General features: G+C 71.9%; 23 protein-coding genes, 1 tRNA gene and 1 pseudogene. 10 read left to right on the forward strand and 15 right to left on the reverse strand.

Features of this window, described 5'->3' with window-relative positions; genetic code table 11:
• Window positions 1–24 precede the first annotated feature (24 nt).
• On the forward strand, window positions 25–438 hold the full coding sequence (locus C8N24_RS09805) for a hypothetical protein (RefSeq protein ID WP_211339905.1): 414 nt from the start codon (window positions 25–27) through the stop codon (window positions 436–438).
• Between the two features lie 87 nt (window positions 439–525).
• Entirely contained in the window at window positions 526–810 is a 285-nt protein-coding gene (locus C8N24_RS09810; RefSeq protein WP_121249862.1) for a muconolactone Delta-isomerase, read from the forward strand.
• Between the two features lie 49 nt (window positions 811–859).
• Here C8N24_RS09810 and C8N24_RS09815 read toward each other — a convergent pair whose 3' ends face one another.
• Complete coding sequence (locus tag C8N24_RS09815) at window positions 860–1,582, reverse strand: enoyl-CoA hydratase/isomerase family protein (RefSeq protein WP_121249863.1); 723 nt, start codon at window positions 1,580–1,582, stop codon at window positions 860–862.
• Window positions 1,583–1,642: 60 nt separating this feature from the next.
• Window positions 1,643–1,891: a PIN domain-containing protein gene (locus C8N24_RS09820; protein WP_211339906.1), complete on the reverse strand. Its 249-nt coding sequence runs from the start codon at window positions 1,889–1,891 to the stop codon at window positions 1,643–1,645.
• Between the two features lie 121 nt (window positions 1,892–2,012).
• Here C8N24_RS09820 and C8N24_RS09825 point away from each other — a divergent pair, with 121 nt between their 5' ends.
• Window positions 2,013–2,570, forward strand: coding sequence for an NADPH-dependent F420 reductase (locus tag C8N24_RS09825; RefSeq protein ID WP_121249864.1), 558 nt, complete (start codon window positions 2,013–2,015; stop codon window positions 2,568–2,570).
• Window positions 2,571–2,591: 21 nt separating this feature from the next.
• Complete coding sequence (locus C8N24_RS09830; protein ID WP_121249865.1) at window positions 2,592–3,071, forward strand: MarR family winged helix-turn-helix transcriptional regulator; 480 nt, start codon at window positions 2,592–2,594, stop codon at window positions 3,069–3,071.
• A 45-nt stretch (window positions 3,072–3,116) separates the two neighbouring features.
• On the opposite strand, the gene C8N24_RS09835 is transcribed toward C8N24_RS09830, so the two are convergent.
• Window positions 3,117–3,190 (reverse strand) — tRNA-Asp (locus C8N24_RS09835).
• A gap of 126 nt (window positions 3,191–3,316) precedes the next feature.
• On the opposite strand from C8N24_RS09835, the gene C8N24_RS33830 reads away from it, so the two are divergent.
• The 4 genes from C8N24_RS33830 to C8N24_RS09855 all read left to right on the forward strand — a co-directional run bounded on the left by C8N24_RS33830 (window position 3,317) and on the right by C8N24_RS09855 (window position 8,472).
• Window positions 3,317–3,895, forward strand: a complete 579-nt coding sequence (locus C8N24_RS33830) for a calcium-binding protein (RefSeq protein WP_170178976.1) — start codon at window positions 3,317–3,319, stop codon at window positions 3,893–3,895.
• Between the two features lie 222 nt (window positions 3,896–4,117).
• Window positions 4,118–6,301, forward strand: coding sequence for an MMPL family transporter (locus tag C8N24_RS09845; protein ID WP_121249866.1), 2,184 nt, complete (start codon window positions 4,118–4,120; stop codon window positions 6,299–6,301).
• A gap of 10 nt (window positions 6,302–6,311) precedes the next feature.
• On the forward strand, window positions 6,312–7,340 hold the full coding sequence (locus C8N24_RS09850; RefSeq protein WP_121249867.1) for a 6-phosphofructokinase: 1,029 nt from the start codon (window positions 6,312–6,314) through the stop codon (window positions 7,338–7,340).
• A gap of 58 nt (window positions 7,341–7,398) precedes the next feature.
• Window positions 7,399–8,472, forward strand: coding sequence for an MFS transporter (locus C8N24_RS09855; RefSeq protein WP_170178977.1), 1,074 nt, complete (start codon window positions 7,399–7,401; stop codon window positions 8,470–8,472).
• Here C8N24_RS09855 and C8N24_RS09860 read toward each other — a convergent pair.
• Complete coding sequence (locus tag C8N24_RS09860) at window positions 8,442–9,572, reverse strand: 4-hydroxybenzoate 3-monooxygenase (RefSeq protein WP_121249869.1); 1,131 nt, start codon at window positions 9,570–9,572, stop codon at window positions 8,442–8,444. The two genes, C8N24_RS09855 and C8N24_RS09860, sit on opposite strands and share 31 nt — an antisense overlap.
• Window positions 9,508–10,077 carry a DUF308 domain-containing protein gene (locus C8N24_RS09865; protein ID WP_121249870.1) on the reverse strand — a complete coding sequence of 190 codons (570 nt, stop codon included), beginning with the start codon at window positions 10,075–10,077 and terminating at the stop codon, window positions 9,508–9,510. The genes C8N24_RS09860 and C8N24_RS09865 overlap by 65 nt, the downstream gene beginning before the upstream one ends.
• Window positions 10,078–10,148: 71 nt before the next feature.
• On the opposite strand from C8N24_RS09865, the gene C8N24_RS09870 reads away from it, so the two are divergent.
• Window positions 10,149–10,673 carry a TetR/AcrR family transcriptional regulator gene (locus C8N24_RS09870; protein ID WP_121249871.1) on the forward strand — a complete coding sequence of 175 codons (525 nt, stop codon included), beginning with the start codon at window positions 10,149–10,151 and terminating at the stop codon, window positions 10,671–10,673.
• Here C8N24_RS09870 and C8N24_RS09875 read toward each other — a convergent pair.
• The 10 genes and pseudogenes from C8N24_RS09875 to C8N24_RS33835 all read right to left on the reverse strand — a co-directional run bounded on the left by C8N24_RS09875 (window position 10,670) and on the right by C8N24_RS33835 (window position 19,476).
• Entirely contained in the window at window positions 10,670–12,115 is a 1,446-nt protein-coding gene (locus C8N24_RS09875; protein ID WP_121249872.1) for a class I adenylate-forming enzyme family protein, read from the reverse strand. The two genes, C8N24_RS09870 and C8N24_RS09875, sit on opposite strands and share 4 nt — an antisense overlap.
• A complete protein-coding gene (locus tag C8N24_RS09880) occupies window positions 12,112–12,972 on the reverse strand; it encodes an amidohydrolase family protein (RefSeq protein ID WP_121249873.1) in 861 nt (286 codons plus the stop codon). The genes C8N24_RS09875 and C8N24_RS09880 overlap by 4 nt, the downstream gene beginning before the upstream one ends.
• Complete coding sequence (locus C8N24_RS09885) at window positions 12,969–13,835, reverse strand: SDR family NAD(P)-dependent oxidoreductase (RefSeq protein ID WP_121249874.1); 867 nt, start codon at window positions 13,833–13,835, stop codon at window positions 12,969–12,971. The genes C8N24_RS09880 and C8N24_RS09885 overlap by 4 nt, the downstream gene beginning before the upstream one ends.
• The gene (locus tag C8N24_RS09890; protein ID WP_121249875.1) at window positions 13,832–14,272 is read right to left on the reverse strand and encodes a MaoC family dehydratase; all 441 of its coding nucleotides are present in this window, start codon (window positions 14,270–14,272) and stop codon (window positions 13,832–13,834) included. Before C8N24_RS09890 ends, C8N24_RS09885 begins: the two co-directional genes overlap by 4 nt.
• On the reverse strand, window positions 14,272–15,537 hold the full coding sequence (locus C8N24_RS09895) for an ABC transporter substrate-binding protein (RefSeq protein WP_121249876.1): 1,266 nt from the start codon (window positions 15,535–15,537) through the stop codon (window positions 14,272–14,274). Before C8N24_RS09895 ends, C8N24_RS09890 begins: the two co-directional genes overlap by 1 nt.
• Window positions 15,534–16,541: a branched-chain amino acid ABC transporter permease gene (locus C8N24_RS09900; protein WP_211339907.1), complete on the reverse strand. Its 1,008-nt coding sequence runs from the start codon at window positions 16,539–16,541 to the stop codon at window positions 15,534–15,536. Before C8N24_RS09900 ends, C8N24_RS09895 begins: the two co-directional genes overlap by 4 nt.
• Window positions 16,534–17,424, reverse strand: a complete 891-nt coding sequence (locus tag C8N24_RS09905; protein WP_121249877.1) for a branched-chain amino acid ABC transporter permease — start codon at window positions 17,422–17,424, stop codon at window positions 16,534–16,536. Before C8N24_RS09905 ends, C8N24_RS09900 begins: the two co-directional genes overlap by 8 nt.
• Window positions 17,421–18,194: an ABC transporter ATP-binding protein gene (locus tag C8N24_RS35695; protein WP_425474457.1), complete on the reverse strand. Its 774-nt coding sequence runs from the start codon at window positions 18,192–18,194 to the stop codon at window positions 17,421–17,423. Before C8N24_RS35695 ends, C8N24_RS09905 begins: the two co-directional genes overlap by 4 nt.
• 303 nt (window positions 18,195–18,497) lie before the next feature.
• Window positions 18,498–18,968 (reverse strand): annotated as a pseudogene (locus tag C8N24_RS35700) (ABC transporter ATP-binding protein); the annotation flags it as partial.
• 55 nt (window positions 18,969–19,023) lie between these two features.
• Window positions 19,024–19,476, reverse strand: coding sequence for a MarR family winged helix-turn-helix transcriptional regulator (locus C8N24_RS33835; protein WP_170178978.1), 453 nt, complete (start codon window positions 19,474–19,476; stop codon window positions 19,024–19,026).
• Between the two features lie 78 nt (window positions 19,477–19,554).
• Between C8N24_RS33835 and C8N24_RS33840 the strand changes: the two genes are divergently transcribed.
• Window positions 19,555–21,999: a DUF6351 family protein gene (locus tag C8N24_RS33840; protein ID WP_170178979.1), complete on the forward strand. Its 2,445-nt coding sequence runs from the start codon at window positions 19,555–19,557 to the stop codon at window positions 21,997–21,999.
• Window positions 22,000–22,026: the final 27 nt, after the last annotated feature.

Here is a 22,026-nt window from a genome sequence, read left to right on the forward strand (position 1 = left end):
CATACTCCGGCTACGGTCTTGCGCGTGCCAGTAGCCGTGTACCGCGCGCCGATGCGCGCGCGTGACCGCGAGTCACCCGTCGGCGAAGGCGCGGGCTTCGGCCTCGCGTGCGGCGTCGTCGGGATCGGCGACACCCTCGCCCGGCGGGTCGAGCGGCTCGCGTCGCTCCCCGACGGCGTGTTCGTCTGGACGCGCGACTCAGGCGGCTGGTTCCACCTCGGCCGCGTGGCCGGTCCCTACCGGCTCGACGAGTCCGAGGCCGCCCGCGCCGTCGGCATCGTCCACGTGCGCCCGTGCGCGTGGCTCGACGACCCGTTCTCGCCCGACGCGGTGCCGGCCGCGGTGGCTGCGTCCTTCGCCCGCGGCGGCCGCAACCTCCAGCAGATCCACGGAGGGTCCGTCGAGGCGCGCACCCTCGAGCTCTGGCCGGCCCAGTAGCGCGCGACCAGGGTCTTCCACGGGCGCGATCCACGGCCATCCGCGGGACGGTGTGTGAGACCACCGAACCCCCGAGAGGACCGCACCATGGAATACCTCGTCGACTTCGCCGTGACCGTCCCGGCCGGGACGCCCGAAGCTGAGGCGAAGGCCCGCTTCGCCGGCGAGACCGTCGCCGCCGCCGAGCTGGCGGACGCCGGCCACTTGCTCCGCGTGTGGAAGCGCCCCCTCGACGGCGCGATCGTCGGGCTCTACCGCGCCGACGACGACGCGCACCTCGAGACGCTCCTGCGGACCTTGCCGCTGTACGAGTGGATGCGCATCGGCGTGACCGCGCTCGACGCCCATCCGAACGACCCGCGACGCAACTAGCGCCGGCCGCTCCCGGCCGGCGGTGCCGGCCGGGAGCGAGCGGGAACCGCTACGCCGCGACCAGCCGCGCGGCGGACGCGAAGAACGCCTGATAGGCCGCGACCAGCTCGTCGTTCCCCGGCAGGGTCGTCGCGTCGACGAGCGCCTTCGTCGTCGCGAGGGTGCGCTTGTCGATGCGGCTGAGCCGGTCGGCCAGCTCGTCCACGAAGCCGTCGAGCTGCTCGTCCGGGAGCGCGCGATTGACGACGCCGTACCGCTCGGCCGTCGCCCCGTCGAGCGGCTGCGAGCCCAGGATCACCTCGAGGGCCCGTGCCCGCCCGGCGAGGGCCGGCAGCCGCCCGATCGCGCCGCCGCCGGGCACGAGCCCGCGGCTCACCTCGGGCTGGTCGATCGCCGTGTTGTCCAGGCTCGCGAACCGCAGGTCGGCCGCGTACACGAACTCGGCGCCCACGCCGCGCGCCGCTCCCCGGATGCGTGCGATCGACACGACCGGCAACCGGCTGAGCCGCACCGTGAGGTCGAGCCACGGAACCAGGCCGGTCGGCCCGGGATCGCTCGGCGTGTCGGCCGCCTTGCTCAGGTCGTACGGCCCGAGGTAATGCGCCTCGTCGGCGCTGCCGAAGACCACGACCGTCACGTCGGGATCGTGCTCGAGCTCGTCCACCAGCGCCTGGAGCTCGAGGATCATATTCGGGTCGACCAGGTTGCCGGGCGCGTTGTCGAAGTCCACGTCCCACCGGGTGTGCGTGCGGGTCACCTTGAGAGCGGTCATGCCTCGCAGCTTCCGCCCGCGCGCCGTCCGTCGCGCCCGGGTGTCCCCCGGGCCGGGTCCCTAGTCGCCGGGCTGTGGCGCGCGAACGTCGACGAGGTCCCCGATGATCTGGAAGTCCGCGACGTCGCGCGTGAGCAGCGGAACCCGATGGACGTTCGCGGTCGCGGCGATCGCCAGGTCCATCGCCCTCCGTCTCGGCTGCCCGCCGCGCGTCCGCACCGCGGCCGACAGCCGCCCCCACTCCCGCGCGACCGCGGCGTCGATCGGCAGGGGCTCGAACGTCGCCTCGACCACGCCCAGCCGCACCATGCGCCGAGCACGATCGTCGGGGTCCTGCGCCACCCCGACGCGTGTCGAGCAGCGCCTGCGCTTACGCGAACGGGTGAGGTCAATGTACGTCGTTGCAGACGCATCTACTACAGTGGCGGGTATGAAGATCACCACCATCGGCAGGGGCACGATCGGCGGGACGCTCGCACGGCTGTGGACGTCCGCGGGCCACGAGGTGACCGAGCTCGGCCGCGCGGGCGGCGACGCCTCCGACGCCGACGTCGTCCTGCTCGCGGTGCCCAACGGCGCCGTGCCGGACGCCCTTCGCGCCGTCACCGGCCTCGAGGGCAAGGTCGTCCTCGACGCCACCAACCGGCTCGGCGGGGACCCGGCGCCGGACGGATACGCGTCCGTCGCCGAGTACGTCAAGGCCACGACCGGCGGCCCGACGGCGAAGGCCTTCAACCTCAACTTCGGCGCGCTGTTCGAGCAGGCCGCCACCGGCGAGCGCCGACCCCAGAACCTGTGGGTGGGCGACGACGCCGCCCGTGCGACCGTCGAGCAGCTCACCCGCGACATGGGCATGGAGCCGGTCTACGGCGGACCGCTCGACCGCGCCGCCACCCAGGAGGCGTTCGCCCAGATGCTGATCACGATCACTCAGGACGGCGACCAGGGATTGCTCTTCTACCGCTTCGCGCCGCCGGACCAGCTCTAGCCGCCGACATATCCTGCCCGTGTGGCCGAACGCGGGTCCCCCAGCAGGCTCTCCGACGACGAGCTCGCGGCCTGGCAGGGCCTGTTGCGAGCCAACGCCACGCTGCAACGGACGCTGGACGCCGACCTCCAGCGGTCCCATCAGCTCTCAGCCAACGCCTACGACGTGCTGATCCAGCTCGGCCTCGCGCCGGAGAAGCGCCTGCGGATGCGTGACCTGGCCGACGAGGTCCTGATGAGCCACAACGGCCTCAGCGGCATCGTGGCGCAGCTCGAGTCGGCCGGGCTCGTCGTCCGCACACGGGACGCGAAGGACGGCCGCGTGGTGTACGCCGGCCTCACGCCGGAAGGCCAGACGGTGCTCCGCTCGGCGAACCGCGCCCACCTCGCCCGCGTGCGCGAGCTGTTCCTGGACCGGCTGAGCGCCGAGCAGCTGCAGCAGTTGCGGGCGATCTGGGACGCCGTCGACCCCGCGCTCGTCGCCGGACGACCCCGCCCCTGAGAACGACGAAAGCCTCGCGAATGGCGAGGCTTTCAGTACGTCCTACGGGAGCGACGGGGCTCGAACCCGCGACCTCCGGCGTGACAGGCCGGCGCTCTAACCAACTGAGCTACGCCCCCCGGGCGCGGAGGAGATAGTAGCGCCCTCCCGTCACCGCCGGGTGGCGAAGCCGAAACGGAACGCAACTTCGAGCCCGACCAGGGTTTCCAGCGGCAGTCAAGCGAGGCAGCCGGGAGGTAGGGCTGATGTTGAAGGTGGGAGCGGGACGCGCCGCCGCGGCGGTGCTGATGACGCTTGCGGTGGCCGGGACGGCACAGGCGGCGCAGATCGGCGGGACGGCCGGCGACGATCGGATCCGGGGCACGATGCGGGCCGACGTGATCGACGGCTCGGCCGGCAACGACCAGATCAACGCGCGGCGCGGCAAGGACACCGTCACCGGCGGCGACGGGAACGACCTGCTCAGAGGCGGGTGGGGCGCGGACCGGCAGTTCGGCGGCGCCGGGAACGACACGATCTACGCCGGGGTCGGCCGGGACGAGAGCTGGGGCGAGGACGGGGACGACACGCTGTGGGCGCTCGCGCGCGCGGACGTGCGCGGCAAGCAGGACACGCAGGGCGACGTCCTGCACGGCGGGAACGGCAACGACACGTTCCGCACGCGGGACGGCGAGGCCGACACGATCGACTGCGGGCCGGGCGTGGACACGGTCTACGCGGACTTCAAGGACGTGCTCGCGAACCCGGCGGAGTGCGAGGTCGTCAACCGGGCGCGACGCGTCAAGAAGGCCGATGACCAGCGGGAGAACGCGGATCCGCGCTGATTGATGGCGCGGCGGGACTAATGCGGTTGAGGTGGGGGTAGGCGAATGCCATGTACATCGGCATTGGCACCCTCCTCGTCATCATCATCATCCTGCTGCTCATCTTCCTTCTCTGAGCAGGGGATCTATGGCTTTCCCCACCATTGGTCCGGTGGGGTGCTGTAGCTAGATAGGCCGGTATGCGCGAGTGAAGTCCGGCCCCATCCACGGGACGCTCCGCGCATGCCTAAGAGGAACCTCGCCGCGCGCGCCGGACACTGGAGCGCGCGGCACCGGAAGACCGCCATCTTCGGATGGCTCGCGTTCGTCGTCATCGCCTTCGTGCTCGGGGGCGCGATCGGCACGAACACGCTGAAGAGCGAAGACTCCGGCAACGGGAGCTCGCAGGTCGCCGACCGGGCGATCGCCGCCGCCGACTTCCCCGACAAAGCCGACGAGCAGGTCCTGGTCACCGCGCGCGGTGGAGGCCTGAAGGCTTCAGACCCCGAGTTCAGAGCGGGTGTGGACGACGTGATCGCCCGCATCGAGCAGACGCCGAACACGGAGGAGATCCTCTCCCCGTACGGCAAGGGCAACGAGGGGCAGATCTCCGAGGACGGGACGGCGGCGCTCGTCACGTTCTCGATCAAAGGCGACAGCGACCAGACCGACACGCGCGTCGACTCGACCCTCGCCGCGACCAAGGCCGCGCAGGACGCGCACCCTGACCTACGCATCGAGCAGTTCGGCGACGCCTCCGCCGACAAGGCGCTGTCCGCCTCGCTCGACGACGACTTCAAGCGCGCGGAGTTCCTCTCCCTCCCGATCACGCTCGTCATCCTCATCGTCGCCTTCGGCGCGCTCGTCGCCGCCGGCGTGCCGCTGCTGCTCGGCATCACGGCCGTGATCGGCACGCTCGGCCTGGTCGCCCCGATCAGCCAGATCGTGCCGATGGAGGAGTCCGCGTCGTCGGTGATCCTGCTGATCGGGCTCGCGGTCGGCGTCGACTACACGATGTTCTACCTGCGCCGCAAGATGGAGGAGCGCGACGCCGGGCACAGCAACGAGGACGCGCTCGAGATCGCCGCCGCCACCTCCGGCAAGGCCGTGCTCATCTCCGGCCTGACCGTGCTGATCGCCATGGCCGGCATGTTCATCGCCGGCAATGCCGTGTTCAGCTCGTTCGCGATCGGCACGATGCTCGTCGTCGCCGTCGCGATGCTCGGCAGCGTCACCGTCCTGCCCGCCGTGATCTCCAAGCTCGGCGACAAGGTCGAGAAGGGCCGCGTGCCGTTCATCGGCCGGCTGCGCCACCGCAACCACGGCGAGTCGCGCGTGTGGGGCTTCGTGATCGACCACAGCCTCCGCCGCCCGGTCGCCGCGGTCGTGCTGTCGGTCGGCCTGCTGCTCGTGCTCGCGCTGCCCGCGCTGCACATGCGCACGATCAACCCGGGCGCCGCGGGCCTCCCGCACGACCTGCCGATCATGCAGACCTACGAGCGCATCCAGGCCAAGTTCCCGGGCGGCCCGCTGCCCGCGATGGTCGTGGTCAAGGCCAAGGACGTCACCACGCCCGAGGTCCAGCAGGGCATCAAGGAGCTGACCGCCACCGCGAGCGGCCCGACGAACACGATCGTCTCTCCCGACAAGGAGGTCGCGATCGTCAGCATCCCGCTCCCCGGCAACGGCACCGACGACACGTCCGACGCCGCCCTCGCCACCCTGCGCGACACGACGATCCCGCAGACGATCGACCGCGTCGCCGGCACGCAGACCAACGTGACCGGCATGACCGCCGGGTCGAAGGACTTCAACGACCGCATGAGCTCGCGCCTGCCGTTCGTGTTCGCGTTCGTCCTCGGCCTCGCGTTCCTGCTGCTGCTCGTGACGTTCCGCAGCGTGATCATCCCGCTGAAGGCGATCGTGCTGAACCTGCTGTCCGTCGGCGCCGCCTACGGCGTGATGACGTGGATCTTCCAGGACGGCCACCTGGAGGGCCTGCTCAACTTCCAGTCGGTGGGCGGCATCACGTCCTGGCTGCCGCTGTTCATGTTCGTGATCCTGTTCGGCCTCTCGATGGACTACCACGTGTTCATCATCAGCCGCATCCGCGAGGCGTTCGACCGTGGCGAGTCGACCGAGGACGCCGTCGCGCACGGCATCAAGGCCACGGCCGGCGTCGTCACCAGCGCGGCGGTCGTGATGGTCGCCGTGTTCGCGATCTTCGCCACGCTGAGCATGATCGAGTTCAAGCAGATGGGCGTCGGCCTCGCCGTGGCCATCCTGCTGGACGCGACCCTGGTGCGCGCGGTGCTGCTCCCGGCGGCGATGAAGCTGCTCGGTGACCGCAACTGGTACCTGCCGCGCAGCCTGCGCTGGTTGCCCAAGTTCGAGCACGAATCCGCACCCGAGCCGGTTCACGCATAACCTGGGGGGCATGCGAATTGGAGTGCTCACCGGGGGCGGCGACTGCCCCGGACTGAACGCGGTCATCCGGGCCATCGTCCGCAAGGGGATCAACACCCACGGGCACGAGTTCTTCGGCTTCCGCCATGGCTGGGCCGGCGTCATCAACAACGAGGGCGTCGACCTCGACCTGGACAGCACGCGCGGCATCCTGCACCGCGGCGGGACGATCCTCGGATCGTCCCGCACCAACGTGTACAAGGTCGAGGACGGCCTGAACAAGGTCAAGGCCGCGATGAAGGCGCAGAACCTCGACGCCCTGATCCCGATCGGCGGCGAGGACACCCTCGGCGTCGCCGGCAAGCTGCACGAGGACGGCATCCCCGTCGTCGGCGTGCCGAAGACGATCGACAACGACCTGGCGGCGACGGACTTCACGTTCGGCTTCCAGACCGCGGTGCAGATCGCCACGGACGCGATCGACCGACTGCACACCACCGCCGAGTCGCACAACCGCGTCCTGGTGTGCGAGGTCATGGGCCGCCACGCCGGCTGGCTCGCCGTGTACTCCGGCCTGGCCGGCGGCGCGGACGTCATCCTGATCCCGGAGCGCCCGTTCGACATCGAGGAGGTCGTCGACCACCTCAAGAACCGCCACTCGCGCGGCGCGACGTTCTCGATCGTCGTCGTCGCCGAGGGCGCGACGCCGAAGGACGGCGGCCTGCTCACCGACTACGAGACCAAGGACGCGTTCGGCCACGTCCGCCTCGGCGGCATCGGCTCGATGCTCGAGCGCCAGATCGAGGAGAAGACGGGCTTCGAGTCCCGCACCACGATCCTCGGCCACATCCAGCGCGGCGGCACCCCGCTCGCGTTCGACCGCGTGCTCGGCTCGCGCTTCGGCGTCGCCGCCGTCGACGCGATCACCGAGGGCAACTACGGCAAGATGGCCGCCCTGCGCGGCACCAGCATCGAGATGGTGCCGCTGGCCGAGGCGCTCGCCGAGCCCAAGCTCGTCGACGCGGAGCTCTTCGAGACCGCTGCGGTCTTCTTCGGTTAGGAGTCTGATTCTCCCGGTCCTCCTGACCGGGCTGAATCTGCGGCCGCTCTTCGGAAGCTTGCCGCCGCTGCTGGCCGACGTCCGGGACGATCTCGGGCTGTCGGCCGCGGCGGCGGGGCTGCTGACGACCGGGCCGCTGCTGTGCCTGGGCATCCTCGCGCCGCTCGGCCCGCGGATCGCCCGGCGCTTCCCCGTCGAGCGGATCATCGCGCTCGCGCTCCTGTGCACCGCCCTGGGCACGGCCGCGCGCGGGCTCGGCGGGATCGCCCCGCTGTATCTCGGCACGCTGCTGGCCGGCGCGGCGATCGCGCTCACGCAGGTCGTGACGCCCGCCTGGGTGCGGGCGAAGACGTCGCACGGCACGGGCCTGCTCACCGGACTGTTCAGCACCGCGCTGGTGGCGGGCGCGACGATCGCGACGTTCACCGCGATCCCGTTCGACGACGCCTTCGGCGGCTGGGAGCCGGCGCTGGCGATCTGGGCGCTGCCCGCCCTGATCGGGTTCGCCGTGTGGGTGCCGTACGCGCTGCGGGCGCGCGAGCCGATCGCCGCGACCGTCGGGCACCCGCTGTGGCGCAACCGCACCGCGTGGTCGATCGCGCTGCTGATGGGGCTGCAGTCGATGGCGTTCTTCTCCACGATCTCCTGGCTGCCGGAGATCCTCACCGACGACGGCATGAGCGAGGGCTACGCCGGCTTCCTGTCGGGCGTGACGCAGCTCGTGCAGATGGTCCCCGCGTTCGCGATGCCGGTACTCGCCGCACGGCGCGCGACCCAGCTCGACTTGCTGCTGGTGATCGTGGGCACGGCGCTGGTCGGATTGCTCGGCGTGCTGCTCGCGCCCGGCCTCTCGCTGCTGTGGATGGTGCCGCTCGGCATCGGCCAGGGCGGCGCGCTCGGCCTGGCGCTGATGCTGCCGGTCCTGCGCGGGCGCGATCCGGGCGAGGTGGCCGGGATGACCGCGATGGCGATGGGCGTCGGCTACCTGATCGCCGCCGGCGGGCCGGCGCTGGTCGGCGCCGTCCACGACGTGTCAGGGGAGTGGAACTGGCCGCTCGCCGTGCTGCTGGTGATGACCGTCGCGCAGTTCCCGGTCGCGCTTCACGCGGTGATGAAGGGCAGGCCGACGTAGTTCTCGGCCAGCGCCGTCGCCTGCGCGGTGCTGGACACCGTGTAGCGCAGCTGCGAGCGCTGGATCTGCGTCTCGAACGGGTCGTCGCTCATCCGGTGGAGCATCGACGTCATCCACCAGGAGAAGTGCTGGACGCGCCAGACGCGCTCGAGCGCCCGCTGCGTGTAGGCGGCCAGCTTGGCGTCGTCCCCGATCGAGGACGCGAGCAGCGCCACGTCCGCCATCGCGGTGTTGAGGCCCTTGGCGCCGGTCGGCGGGACGATGTGCGCGGCGTCGCCCGCCAGGTAGAGCCGGCCGTGCTGCATCGGCTCGACCACGAACGAGCGCATCGGGGTGACGCCCTTCTCGAAGATCGGGCCACGGTTGACCGCCATGCCGAAGCGGCGGTCCAGCTCGGCCCAGATCGCGTCGTCCTCCCACGGCTCGGCATCCGGCTCGCACTGCAGGTACATGCGCGTGATCGCGTGCGAGCGCATCGACGCGAGCGCGAACCCGCGCTCGTGATGCGCGTAGATCAGCTCCTCCGAGCTGGGAGCGCACTCGGCCAGGATGCCCATCCAGCCGAACGGATAGACGCGCTCGTAGACCGTCAGGACCTCCTCGATCGCCGACCGGCAGACGCCGTGGAAGCCGTCGCAGCCGGCGATCAGGTCCGCCTCGAGCGTGTGCGGCTCGCCGGCGTGCGTGTACGTGACGACGCCGGTCTCGGGGTCCGGACGCACGTCGGAGACCTCGAAGTGCAGCGGCAGGCCGGAAGCGAGCCGCGCCTCGATCAGGTCCTTGACCACCTCCTGCTGGCCGTAGATCGTGATCGCCCGGCCGCCGGTGAGGTCACTCAGCGCGATCCGATGGCCTTCGCCGTCGAAGCGCAGCTCGACCCCTTCGTGGACGAGGCCTTCGCGGTGCATCCGCGCGCCGAGCCCGACCTCGTCCATCAGGTCCATCGTCGCCTGCTCGAGGACGCCCGCCCGCACGCGCTGCTGCACGTAGTCGCGGTCGCGCGCCTCGAGGATCACCGAGTCGATGCCGCGGAGCTCAAGCAGCCGCCCGAGCATCAGCCCCGCCGGACCGCCGCCCACGATCGCCACCTGCGTGCGCATGCCGGGAACGATACGTCCAGACGAGGTAGAGGATCGCGCCGACGACGGCGTACCCGCCAAGCTGCGCCACCTGGGCATCGTCCTGCGTGGAGGCGGCGACGAAGCTGAGGCCGGCGAGGGTCGACAGGCCGCCGCTGATGATCATCGGCCACTGGCGCTCGCCCGAGCGGCGGCGCTGGAGGGCGACGGCGAGCTGGATCGCCCCGGACACGACCGCCCATGCGCCGAAGACGGCGAGCGCGGCGCCCGCGTCACCGGCGAAGGTCGCGACGGCGAGCGCCACGGAGGCGGCGGTGCTGATGGCGCCGTTGATCCAGCGGCGCTCGACGAACGAGGAGACGGCGTCGATCAACGGATAGGCGCTGAGGAGCAGCGCGGCCGCGACGGGCACGTCGGACGCCGTGGTGGGGATGCGGTCGCCGACGGCGACGACGAGCGCGGCGGCCCAGAGGATGGCGAGGATCGCCCGGCTGACCGGAAGGAGAGAGAACGTTCGTTCTTGCATGAGCAGCAGTGAAGCACGCCCTGCGCCATCCGTCAAGAACGATCGTTCTTTCTTGAGCTAGAGTTGACGTCATGCAGATCGCGACGCTGCCCAAGGTGAAGGAGTCCGAGGCCCGCGACCGGCTGCTGCGGACGGCCTCGATGATCTTCTACACCGAGGGCATCAACAGCGTCGGCGTCGACTACATCGTCGGTGCCGCCAAGGTGACGCGAGCGACGTTCTACCGCCACTTCCCGAGCAAGACCGACCTCGTGCTCGCGTACCTGCAGGCCGCGCACGACGCGATCGAGGCCCACCTGACGGATCGCACCCGAGCGGGCCTGATCGAGGACGTCTGCGGGCAGATCGGCCGGCCCGAGTTCCGCGGCTGCGCGTTCATCTGCGCCGCCGCCGAGTTCGACGACCCCGAGCACCCGGTCCGGCGCGCGGTCGCGGCCCACCGCGACTGGTACTTCGGCGTCATCCGCGACGCGCTCGGCTCCGACGAAGCCGCGCGGCGCTTTGTGATGCTCCGCGACGGCGCGTTCGTCGGTGGCCACCTGAACGACGCGCAGCTCGCCGTGCAGACCTTCCGCGCGGCCGTCGAATCGCGCTAGCCGACCCGGCGGTCGTGGCCCTCCCAGAACGGGTCGCGCAGCCGGTGCTTGAGGAGCTTCCCGGCGCCCGACTTCGGCAGCGGCTCGTCCGAGAAGGTGATCGCGCGCGGGACCTTGAAGCCACCCAGCGACTCGCGGCACCACGCGATCAGCTCGGCCTCCGACACGTCGCCGCCCGCCACGACGACCGCGTGCACGGCCTCACCCCAACGCTCGGACGGCACGCCGAACACCGCGACCTCCGCGACGGCCGGGTGCGAGGCCAGCACCGCCTCGACTTCGACGGAGTAGACGTTCTCGCCGCCCGTGATGATCATGTCCTTGGCGCGGTCGACGATGAAGAGGTAGCCGTCCTCGTCCTCGCGCGCGAGGTCGCCGGTGCGGTACCAGCCGTCGACCAACGCCGCGGCGGTCGCGTCCGGGCGGTTCCAGTAGCCGAGCATGACGTTCGGGCCGCGGACCCACAGCTCGCCAACCTCGCCCCGCGGCGCGCGGACCTCGGCCTGCACGCCCGGCACCGGCACGCCCATGGACGTGGGCCGCACGTCGTGGTCGGCGCGCGACAGCCGCGTCACCGTGGGCGCGGCCTCGGTCATGCCGTAGAACTGCACGACGTCGCAGTCCGGGAGCCACTCGAGGACCCGCCGCTGCAGGTCGGGCGAGATCGGCGACGCCGCGTACTGCAGGTGCCGCAGCGACGACACGTCGGAGCCGTCCGCCGCCTCCAGCAGCAGCGCGAGCATCGTCGGCACGAACACGGCGTGGGTGATCCCGTGCTGCGCCACCGCCGCGAGCACGGCACGCGCGTCGAACCGCGGCAGGATCACCGACCGCGCGCCGACCCACGTGCACGCGAAGACGTTGGACGTGCCCGCCACGTGGAACATCGGGCACACGTGCAGCCAGCGGTCCTGCGCCGCGTGCCCCGTCACCGCCAGGTTGTGCAGCGCGTTGGCGACCAGGTTGCGGTGCGAGAGCATCACGCCCTTCGGCGTGCCGGTCGTGCCGCCGGTGTAGGAGATCGCGGCGAGCGCGTCCTCGTCGACGCCCGGGAGCGCCTGCGGCGGCCCGGCCACGAGCGCCTCGTAGCCGTCGGGCGACAGCACCGGGACGCCGAGCGCGTCGCCGACGTCACGGCGCTCGTCGTCGACGATCAGCACGTCCAGCTCGGCGTCCTGCACCATGAACGCGAGCTCCGCCGCGGAGAGCCGGTAGTTGAGGTCCACCAGCACCTTGCCGAACGCCGGCAGCCCGAGCCAGCACTCCATGTGCCCGAGCGAGTTCGCGCCCAGGTAGCCGACCCGCTCGGCCTCGAGCCCGCCGAGCGCGCGCACGCGACGGTCGAGCTCGCCGTAGGTGACGGCCCGCTCGCCGTCGACGACGGCGACCTCGGACGCGAACAGCCGCGCCGCGCGCGCCAGCGGCCAGGACAGATCGCTCATAGCCCGAGCAGCCGCGCCGCGTTCTCCTTGAGCACGAGCGGGCGCACCTCCTCGCGGATGTCCAGCCGCTCGAAGTCCGCCAGCCAGCGGTCCGGCGTGATCAGCGGGAAGTCCGACCCGAACAGCATCTTGCGCTTGAGCTGGGTGTTCGTGTACCGGATCAGGTTCTCCGGGAAGTACTTCGGCGACCAGCCCGAGAGGTCGATGTAGACGTTCGGCTTGTGGACGGCGATCGCGAGCGCCTCGTCCTGCCACGGGAACGACGGGTGGGCGAGGATGATGCTCAGCCCCGGGAAGTCGGCGGCGACGTCGTCGACCGCCATCGGGTTCGAGTACTTGAGCCGCACGCCGCCACCCCCCGGCATCCCGGCGCCGATCCCCGTCGTCCCGGAGTGGAACAGCGCGATCAGCCCCGCCTCCTCGATCACCGCGTAGAGCGCGTAGAACTCGCGGTCGTTGGGCCAGAACGCCTGGGTGTTGGGATGGAACTTGAACCCGCGGGCGCCGCGCGCGATCCACTCGCGCGCCTCCCGCACGCCGAGCTTGCCCTTGCGGGGATCGACCGAGGCGAACGGGATCAGCACGTCCGGGTTGGCCTCGGCCGCCGCCAGCACCTCCGCGTTCCCGAGCCGCCTGCGGCCCATCCCGGCCTCGTCGTCGACGGTGAAGATCACCGCCGCCATGCGCCGCTCGCGGTAGTAGTCGGCGACCTCCTGCGCGGTGGGCTGCGGCGGGGAGCCCCCGAAGTACCGGCCCGCCGCCTCCAGCACCTCCGCCGTCACCGGGTCCTGCGGCTCACCATCGTTGCGCTCGGCGTGCGTGTGCACGTCGATGGCGACCAGGTCCGCGACGTTCACGACAGGTCCAGCTCCGGCAGCCGCACTCCGTACGGCTGCGGCTCGAAGTCCTCGACGGCCGCCGCGATCGCCTCCGCCGTCCAGCCACCGTCGCGCAGCTCGAACGCCGCCTCCGCCGGATGCGAGTACAGCGACAGCCGGTCGCCACCGATGCCGAGTGCCTGGCCCGTGATCCCCGCGGCCGCGTCCGAAGCGAGGTACACGACCAGCGGCGCGCAGTCCTCCGCGCTCCCCAACGCGTGCTCGCGCCGCACCTCCGGCGGGAACGCGTCCCGGCCGACGAGCGGCGCGTAGATCGGGATCGTCTCCGTCATCTTCGTCCACGCGGTCGGCACGACCGCGTTCACGGTCACCTGCGCCCGGGCGAGCTCCAGCGCCCACGTGCGCGCGAACGCGACGATGCCCGCCTTGGCCGCCGCGTAGTTCGTCTGGCCGAAGTTGCCGTACTGCCCCGCCGGCGAGCCGACGACGATGATCCGCCCACCCTCGCCCTGCTCGCGCAGCCGCACGGCCGCGGCCCGCGCGCACGTGAACGTCCCGCGCAGGTGGGTCTCCACGACGAGGTCGAAGTCCTCGTCGGTCATCTTCCACAGCACCTTGTCGCGCAGCACGCCGGCGTTGGTCACCATCACGTCGAGCCGACCGTACGCCTCCACCGCGGTGTCGACCAGCGCCTGCGCGGTCGCGCTGGAGCCGACCGCCCCGGGCGCGGCCACGCCGCCGATGGCCGCCGCGACCGCCTCCGCCCCCTCGAGGTCGTTGACGACGACGGACGCGCCCGCCGCGGCCAGCGCCTCCGCGTACGCCCGGCCGAGCCCGCGCCCGGCGCCCGTCACGACCGCGACCTTCCCGTCGAGCCTCATGCGTAGTACCGGAACAGGCAGTCGGCGACCAGCGCCGGCCGCTCCTGCCCGTCGACTTCGATCTCCAGCGTCACCTTCACCTGCATGCCTCCCTTGATCTCGGTCACCTCGGCCACCTCCGCCGTGCCGCGGAAGCGCTCACCGACCGGCAGCGGCGCCGGGAAGCGCAGCCGGTCCATCCCGTAGTTGACGCCGGTCGCGTCCTCGACGGCGAGCAGCTGCTGCGAGATCGGCGCGAGCAGCGCCACCCCGAGGTAGCCGTGCGCGATCGTCCGACCGAACGGCGACGCCTTCGCCCGCTCCGGGTCGACGTGGATGTAGTTGTGGTCCTCGGTCACGTCGGCGAACGCGTTCACGCGCTCCTGCGTCATCTCGCGCCACTGCGTCGGACCGAGCCGCTGCCCGGCCAGGCCGGGCAGCTCGTGCAGCGTCGGCATCAGCGCTTGAAGCTCTCGGCGTCGGCGGCCTGCGACGGCTCCCCCAGCGCCTCCAGCCCGCCCGGCGCGTCCTTGCTCACCTTCGCGATGTAGACGAGGTTGCCCGGAGGCGACGCGGGATCGCTGAAGTCCAGCGTGCCGGCGACCACGCCGCCGGTGTCGAGCGCCGTCAGCGAGTGCAGCGCGTCGAGCACGCCCTTGCGCGTGAGGTCCTTGTCCTCGCACGCCTTCGTGAGCGCCGCGTCGGCGATCTGCGCGCCCGCGTAGGCGTACAGGGAGCCGTTCGAGGACGGCGTGCCCTCCGGGTACTTGGCCTGGTACGCGGACAGGAACTTCTGCACCCCCTCGCTCTGCACGCTCAGCGGTGCCATCGAGGAGACGACGTGATAGTTCGCGGCCAGCGCGTCGGCGGCCGGCGTCGTCAGCAGCTGTGGGGTCCACCCCGGGCCGTTGGCGACGATCGGCACGTCGAGCTTCTGCGACGCGGCCAGGCCGGCGAGCGAGGCCGCCTGCGGCGGCGCCGCGCTGAACAGGATCGCCTTCACCCCGGCCTTCTTGAACGCCGCGACCTGCCCGGTCATGTCCTGGTCGGCGGGCGTGATCTTCTGCTTGACGAGCTTGAGGCCGTGCTTCTCGGCCGCGAACTCCGACCCCTTGAGCGCGTTCTCGCCGTAGTCGCCCTCGAAGTACAGGTGCCCGACCGTGTCGCCCGACTTGAGCCCCTTCTGCGTGAGCAGGAAGTCGACCGCGTTGATGGCCTCGATGTCGTACGTCGTGCCGGCGATCGCGACGTTCTCGCTCGGGAGGATGTCCGACGTCCAGCCCGCGAAGTTCAGGAACATGCTCTCCTGCTGCACGTTCGGCAGCAGCGCGCTCACGATCGACGAGCCGAGCACGAGCCCGAGGCCGACGACGTCGCCGGACATCTGCTGGTAGGCGGCCACCGCCTTCTGCGGGTCGTAGCCCGTGTCCTGCACCGAGACCTTGATCTGCCGGCCGCAGATCCCGCCCGCCTTGTTCTTGGCGTCCCAGTAGAGGTTCGCGCCCTCCATCATCGCCTTGCCGTTGGGCGCGAAGACGCCGCTCAGGTCGGGCAGGTAGCCGAGCGTGATCGCGTCGGCGGTCGTCCCCGGACCGGTCTTGACCGCCGCCTCGCCGCCGCCCGCCGGCTCACCGCCGGCGTTCTCCTCCGCACCGCCCTTGCCGCACGCCGCCACCGTCACCGCGAGCGCGAGCACCGTCGCGATCGAACCGACACGCCTCATACAACCCTCTCCTTTCGGTGGACGAGCCCGGCGAGCCCGTCACGGGCGAACAGCAGGACGACGACGATCGCCGCGCCGTACAACAGCCGGCTCAGCTCGGGGGCGCCGACGCCACCCGAGCCCGGCTCGGCGAGCAGCGGCAGCGAGCCGCTGTAGTGGTTGAGGATCAGCGGCAGCGCGGTCACGAACACCGCGCCGGCGGCCGCTCCGCCGACCGAGCCGGCGCCGCCGATCACGACCATCACCAGGAAGTCGATCGACAGCAGCAGCCCGAACGACTCCGGCACGATGCGCCCGAACGCGAGCGCCATCAGCACCCCGCCCAGGCCCGCGTACATCGACGACACGGTGAACGCCGCGGCCTTGTAGCGGACGACGTCGATGCCGTTGGTGGCGGCCGCCACCTCGCTGTCCCGCACGGTCGCGAGCGCGCGGCCGGGACGGGACCGGACCAGGTTGCGCCCGTACCAGAGCGCCGCGGCCACCAGCACGAGCCCCAGGTACCAGAGCTTCTCCAGCGGTCCGTAGGGGACGCCGAGCACGACCATGCCGTCGGCGCCGGTGAACTCGAAGCCGAAGACCGAGAACGGCGGCACGGCGATCCCGCGGTAGCCGCCCGTGATGCCGGTCGCGTTCTGGAGGATGTGCTGGCCGAGGAAGACGAGCCCGAGCGACGCGAGCCCGAGGTAGATGCCACGGACGCGGCCCGCGATCGGGCTGAACAGCGCGCCCGCCAGGCCCGCGAGCAGCACCGCGGCGACCAGCGCCGCCACGGGCGGGATCTTGTCGGCGAGGTACGCGTAGCCGTAGGCGCCGATGGCGACGAAGAACGCGTGCGCGAGCGAGAGCTGGCCCGCGATCCCGACGAGGATCGTGAGCCCGATCGCCGCGATGACCGCCGCCATCGCGAACAGACCGGTCTGCAGCCAGAAGCTCTCGAACCAGATCGGCACCGCCGCCAGCAAGACGACGACCGCGACCGCGACGCCCACGCGCTTAGACACGGGTCAGCTCCCGGGTGCCGAAGAGGCCGGACGGCCGGACCAGCAGCACGAGCAGCATGACCGCGAACGGCGCCACGCCGCCGAGCCCGCGCCCGAGGAACGACAGCTCCTCCTGGTAGCCCGCGGTGAGGACGGAGACGACCCCGATGATCAGCCCGCCGACGACGGCGCCGCCCGGCGAGTCGAACCCGCCGAGCACCACGGCGGGGATGCAAGCCAGCGCGAGCAGCCCGACGCCGCCGGTCACGCCCGCGGCCGGGAAGCTCGTCAGGAACAGCCCGCCGACGGCCGCGAGCCCGCCCGCCAGCGCCCACGCGGCCGCCGCGACGCGGTTGCGGCGGATGCCCATCAACGACGCGGTCTCCCCGTCCTCGGCCGCGGAGCGCATGGCGATCCCCCAGTCCGTGAACTTGAACGCCGCCCAGAACCCCGCGACCAGCACGGCGGCGACGCACCCGGCGACCACGCGCGACGTGGCCACGCGGATGCCGAAGAGCTCGGTGACGTGGTTGCCCCACGGCGCGCCGACGCTCAGCACGTCGGTCCCGATCCGGCGCGACAGCTCGGTCGCGAGCAGGATGTCCACGCCCAGCGTGAGGATCGCCAGCGTGCCCAGGTCCGCGCGGCGGATCCGCCGGATCAGCACGACGTCGATCAGCACGGACGCGAAGGCCGCGGCGCAGACACCCGCGAGCACCGCCGGCCAGAACCCGATCGACGCGTGCAGCCGCGCGATGACGTACGCCCCGAGCAGCAGCACGGAGCCCTGCGCGAAGTTGATCACGTGCGTGGCCTTGAAGACCGTCACGAAGCCGAGCGCCACGAGCGAGTAGATCGCGCCCAGGAACAACCCGCCGACCAGCAGCGTCACGAACTGGTTCACGTCGCGCCTCCCAGGTACGCGCGCAGCACCTCCGGGTCGCGCTGCACCTCGGCCGGCGTGCCGTCCGCGATCCGCTTGCCGAAGTCGAGCACGGTCACGCGGTCGGCCATCCCCATCACGAACGACATGTCGTGCTCCACCAGCAGCACGGAGATGCCGAGCTCGGCCCGGGCCTGCGCGATCGCGCGCGCCATCGCCGCCGACTCGTCGCGGACCATCCCGGCCACCGGCTCGTCGAGCAGCAGCAGCTCGGGCTCGGCGCACAGCGCCCGCGCCAGCTCGACCCGCTTGCGCGTCCCGTACGACAGCGTGCCGACGGGACGCGCGAGGTCGTCGAGGCCGATCAGCGCCGCGATCTCGCGCACCCGCCGCTCGTGCTCGGCACGTTCCCGCCGCGCGCTCGGCAGCCGCAGCCCGTCGCCCACGAACCCCGCGCGCATCCGCCGGTGGCGGGCGACCAGCAGGTTGTCCAGCACGGACACGCGCGCCGAGAGCGCGATGTTCTGGAAGGTGCGCGCGATGCCGAGCGCCGCGATCCGGTGCGGGCGGAGCCTGGTCAGCTCACGCCCGCCGTACCGGACGGACCCCTGGCTCGCGGCGTAGACCCCGGAGAGGACGTTGAGGCAGGTGGACTTGCCCGCGCCGTTGGGCCCGATCAACGCGTGCAGCGAGCCCGGCTCGACCGTGAAGGACACGTCGCTGAGCGCTGCGAGCCCGCCGAAGCGCACCCCCAGGCCCTCGACCACGAGCGGCTGCGCGTCGCTCTCCACCGGCTGCGCCGTGCCGGCCTCCGCCGACACGCCCAGGTAGCGCTCCTTGACCGCCTCACTCTCGGCGAGCTCGGCGGCCGTGCCCTCGAGCGCGACCTCGCCGACCTCCAGCACGACCGCGTGGTCGGCCACCGACAGCGCCATCGCCGCGTTCTGCTCGACCAGCACGACGGTCACGCCGCGCGCGTTGATCTCGCGGATGACCGCGCCGACGCGCTCGACGACCTTCGGCGCCAGGCCGAGCGACGGCTCGTCGAGCAGCAGCACCTTCGGCGCCGCCATCAGCGCCCGCCCGATCGCGAGCATCTGCTGCTCGCCGCCGCTCAACAACCCGGCGCGCTGCGTCGCCCGCTCGCGCAGGATCGGGAACAGCTCGTCGACCCACCGGCGCGCGTCCTCGCGCGCCGCCCTGTCGGGTGCGGCCATCCCGCCCGCGCGCAGGTTCTCCTCGACGGTCAGGTTCGCGAACACGCGCCGGCCCTCCGGCACCTGGACGAGGCCGCCACGGGCGATCATCGCGGCGTCGTGCGACGGCGCGCGCCCGGCGAACCGGATGCTGCCGGACGTGATCACCCCGCCCTGGTCCGGGAGCGTGCCGGACAGCGCGCGCAGGAGCGTGGACTTGCCGGCGCCGTTGTTGCCGAGCACCGCGACCACCGACCCCTCGGGCACGGACAGCGAGACGCCCCGCAGCGCCTGCACCGCGCCCGCGTAGCTCACGCGCAGGTCGTGCACGTCCAGGACGGCCGGGGCCGTCACGGCCACTTCCACCACATCTCTCTCCTCGCCGGTGGACCTGCGAGGAGAGTATTCGGCTACCTGATGACTGTCAACGCGGACCGAACCCGGCGCCGAGCCGGTAGACGGCGTTGACGAGCGCCTCCAGGAGCTGCTCGCGGCCGGCCTCGTCGAGGTCGGCGAGCATCGCGTTCTCCATGTGGTTCACGGCGCGGTCGCACGCCGCCAGCACCTCGCGCCCGCGCTCGGACAGGGACACCTCCAGGACCCGCCCGTGGTTGGCCGCGGGCGAGCGGACGATGTACCCGTCGGCCTCCAGCGCGTTCAGCACTTCGGCCATGGACTGCGGTGTGACGTACACGCGGCGGGCGAGCTGGGCGTTGGACAGGCCGGGCCGGTCACGCAGGATCGAGAGCGCCGTGTACTTGGGGACGGTGAGCCCGAAGGGCGCGACGAGCGCGCCGATCTCCTTGCGGATCGCGCGGTCCAGGCGCCCGATGACGTAGCCGACGTGCGGGCTGATGACGCGCGGTTCCGAAGCCACGCGGCGACAGTACTGGACACGGGGAGTATTGTCGAAATGAGTCTCAGGCCACCTGTCATCTGGGGAGAGGAGAGGGCCATGGTCGGTCGCGTGTCCGCGGTCACCGCAACGCTGGTCGCCGGCCTTGCCGGGAGCGCCGACGCGTCCGGAGTGCGGTCGCTCGAAGTGCTCTCCAACCGCGCCGATCTCGTCTCCGGCGGTGACGCCCTCGTCGCCGCGCAGACCAGCGGGCCGGTGACCGTCGACGTCGACGGCCGCGACGTCACGAGCGCGTTCGCGGTCCGGCCGAGCGGCCGGCTGGAGGGCCTGGTGACGGGGCTGAAGGTCGGCGCGAACGTGCTGACCGTGCGCGACGCCGGCGGTGCGGGGCGACGGATCACGATCACCAACCACCCGATCGGCGGCCCGGTCTTCTCCGGCCCGCAGATCACGCCGTACGCGTGCAACCCGAACGCCTCGAACCCGCCGCTCGGCGCGGCGACCGACGCGCAGTGCAACGCGCCGACCAAGGTGGAGCTGCTGTACCGCAACGCCGCCGGCCAGTTCGTCGCCTACGACCCGGCCAACCCGCCGGCGGACGTGCAGCAGACCACCACCGACGCCGGCCGGACCGTGCCGTTCATCGTCCAGCGCGTCACGGGCACCGCGAACCGCGGGATCTACCAGGTGGCCGTGCTCGTCGACCCGCTCGAGCCGATCGAGCCCTGGTCGGCCGACCAGCCGTGGAGCCGCAAGCTCTTCTACACGTTCGGCGGCGCCTGCGGCACCGAGCACCGGCAGCTCGCGCCGGGCAGCGTGCTCCAGGCGCAGCCGCTGGGCGCCGGGTTCGTGGTCGCCACCTCGAGCCTGAACATCTACGCCAACAACTGCAACGACGTGGTGAGCGCCGAGGCGGCGATGATGACCAAGGAGATCGTCGCCGAGCGCTACGGCCCGGTGCGATACACGATCGGCAACGGCGGGTCGGCGGCCACGATGCAGCAGCACCTGCTGGCCGAGAACTACCCCGGGCTGCTGGACGGCCTGACGACGAGCCAGGCCTTCGAGGACCACTTCACGCAGGTGCAGGGCTCGCTCGACTGCCGGGTGCTGATGCACTACTTCTGGCCGACCAGCCCGCTCTCGCAGCCGGGCCACGCGAGCGCCGCGCCGAACGCGCTGTTCCCGACGGCCGCGGCGCGCCAGCCCGTGTGGGGATCGAACCCGGCCAACCCGGACAACCTGTGCGGGCAGAAGGTGCTGGCCTTCGGCGCCGACCGCACGGAGCTCGTCCCGACCGCGAACGTCGCCTGTGGCCTCCAGCCCGCGCAGGTGTGGAACGCGACGACGAACCCGACCGGCGAGCGCTGCGGCATCGCCGACTTCATGCGGGCGATCTTCGGCGTGACGATCACGCCCGACGCACCCAACGGCAAGGGCAAGCTCGCGGTCGACAACGCCGGCGTCCAGTACGGGCTCGTCGCGCTGCAGGATGGCCGGCTCACGGCCGAGCAGTTCGTCGACCTCAACGCGAAGGTCGGCGGGATCGACGTGGACGGCACCTTCACCGCCGCGCGGACCGCCGCCGACCCCGACGCGCTGCGGATCGCCTACGAGACCGGCCGCGTCAACAGCGCGACCGGCGCGGCGGACGTGCCTGAGATCGACAACCGCACCAGCGCGCAGATGGACGACACGGGCTTCCATCCCGCCTTCCACTCGTTCACGTACCGCGCGCGGCTGGACCGCTCGAACGGCGACCACGCGAACCAGGTGATCTGGCTCTCGCGCAGCGGCGGCGTGGTCCCGAACCAGTTCGACGCGATGCGGCGCTGGCTGGACACGGGCGAGAAGCCGAAGGACGCGTGCTTCATGGCGGGCGGCGTCGAGGGCGACCTCAGCTGCAACGGCACCTGGACTTCGTACGGCAACCCGCGGCTCGCGGCGGGCTCGCCGTACACGCTGGACGTCGTCAAGTGCCGGCTCAAGCCCTTGTCCCGCGCCGACTACGCCGTGACGTTCACGGACGCGCAGTGGGCGACGCTGCAGGCGACGTTCCCGGACGGCGTGTGCGACTACGCGCGGCCGGGCGTGAGCCAGCAGCCGCCGAAGGCACGCTGGCTGACGTTCGCGGACGGCCCGGGCGGGCGGGCGCTCGGGCCGGCCCCGGCGGCCGACGCGTTCGCCGAGGGGACCGTCGGCGGCACCGTGCCGGCCACGCTCGCGCTCACGGTCGCGCCGGCGAGCTTCGGCACGTTCGTTCCCGGCGTCGCGGACGAGTACACGGCCACGACGAAGGCGACGGTGACGAGCAGCGCCGGCGACGCCACGCTCTCCGTCGCCGGCCCCGGCCACCTGGCCAACGGCGCGTTCACGCTGCCGGAGCCGCTGCGGGTGCAGCTCGCCAAGACGACGTGGTCGGCGCCGACCGCGGGCGAGGACGTCGCGGTGACGTTCACGCAGCGGATCGGGGCGACCGACCCGCTGCGGACGGGGACCTACTCGGGGACGGTGACCTTCACCTTGTCGACCACCGCCCCCTGAGGGTGCTTGTTGCCTGCGACCGGCCGC

The organism is Solirubrobacter pauli (assembly GCF_003633755.1).
Taxonomy (GTDB): domain Bacteria; phylum Actinomycetota; class Thermoleophilia; order Solirubrobacterales; family Solirubrobacteraceae; genus Solirubrobacter; species Solirubrobacter pauli.

What these genes read in the sequence shown, in the direction of transcription:
- C8N24_RS09810 (WP_121249862.1), top strand. Translation starts at nt 526, where the DNA reads ATGGAATACCTCGTCGACTTCGCCGTGACCGTCCCGGCCGGGACGCCC.
- C8N24_RS09815 (WP_121249863.1), bottom strand. Translation starts at nt 1,582, where the DNA reads ATGACCGCTCTCAAGGTGACCCGCACGCACACCCGGTGGGACGTGGAC.
- C8N24_RS09820 (WP_211339906.1), bottom strand. Translation starts at nt 1,891, where the DNA reads ATGGTGCGGCTGGGCGTGGTCGAGGCGACGTTCGAGCCCCTGCCGATC.
- C8N24_RS09825 (WP_121249864.1), top strand. Translation starts at nt 2,013, where the DNA reads ATGAAGATCACCACCATCGGCAGGGGCACGATCGGCGGGACGCTCGCA.
- C8N24_RS33830 (WP_170178976.1), top strand. Translation starts at nt 3,317, where the DNA reads ATGTTGAAGGTGGGAGCGGGACGCGCCGCCGCGGCGGTGCTGATGACG.
- C8N24_RS09845 (WP_121249866.1), top strand. Translation starts at nt 4,118, where the DNA reads ATGCCTAAGAGGAACCTCGCCGCGCGCGCCGGACACTGGAGCGCGCGG.
- C8N24_RS09850 (WP_121249867.1), top strand. Translation starts at nt 6,312, where the DNA reads ATGCGAATTGGAGTGCTCACCGGGGGCGGCGACTGCCCCGGACTGAAC.
- C8N24_RS09860 (WP_121249869.1), bottom strand. Translation starts at nt 9,572, where the DNA reads ATGCGCACGCAGGTGGCGATCGTGGGCGGCGGTCCGGCGGGGCTGATG.
- C8N24_RS09865 (WP_121249870.1), bottom strand. Translation starts at nt 10,077, where the DNA reads ATGCAAGAACGAACGTTCTCTCTCCTTCCGGTCAGCCGGGCGATCCTC.
- C8N24_RS09870 (WP_121249871.1), top strand. Translation starts at nt 10,149, where the DNA reads ATGCAGATCGCGACGCTGCCCAAGGTGAAGGAGTCCGAGGCCCGCGAC.
- C8N24_RS09875 (WP_121249872.1), bottom strand. Translation starts at nt 12,115, where the DNA reads ATGAGCGATCTGTCCTGGCCGCTGGCGCGCGCGGCGCGGCTGTTCGCG.
- C8N24_RS09885 (WP_121249874.1), bottom strand. Translation starts at nt 13,835, where the DNA reads ATGAGGCTCGACGGGAAGGTCGCGGTCGTGACGGGCGCCGGGCGCGGG.
- C8N24_RS09890 (WP_121249875.1), bottom strand. Translation starts at nt 14,272, where the DNA reads ATGCCGACGCTGCACGAGCTGCCCGGCCTGGCCGGGCAGCGGCTCGGT.
- C8N24_RS09895 (WP_121249876.1), bottom strand. Translation starts at nt 15,537, where the DNA reads ATGAGGCGTGTCGGTTCGATCGCGACGGTGCTCGCGCTCGCGGTGACG.
- C8N24_RS33840 (WP_170178979.1), top strand. Translation starts at nt 19,555, where the DNA reads ATGGTCGGTCGCGTGTCCGCGGTCACCGCAACGCTGGTCGCCGGCCTT.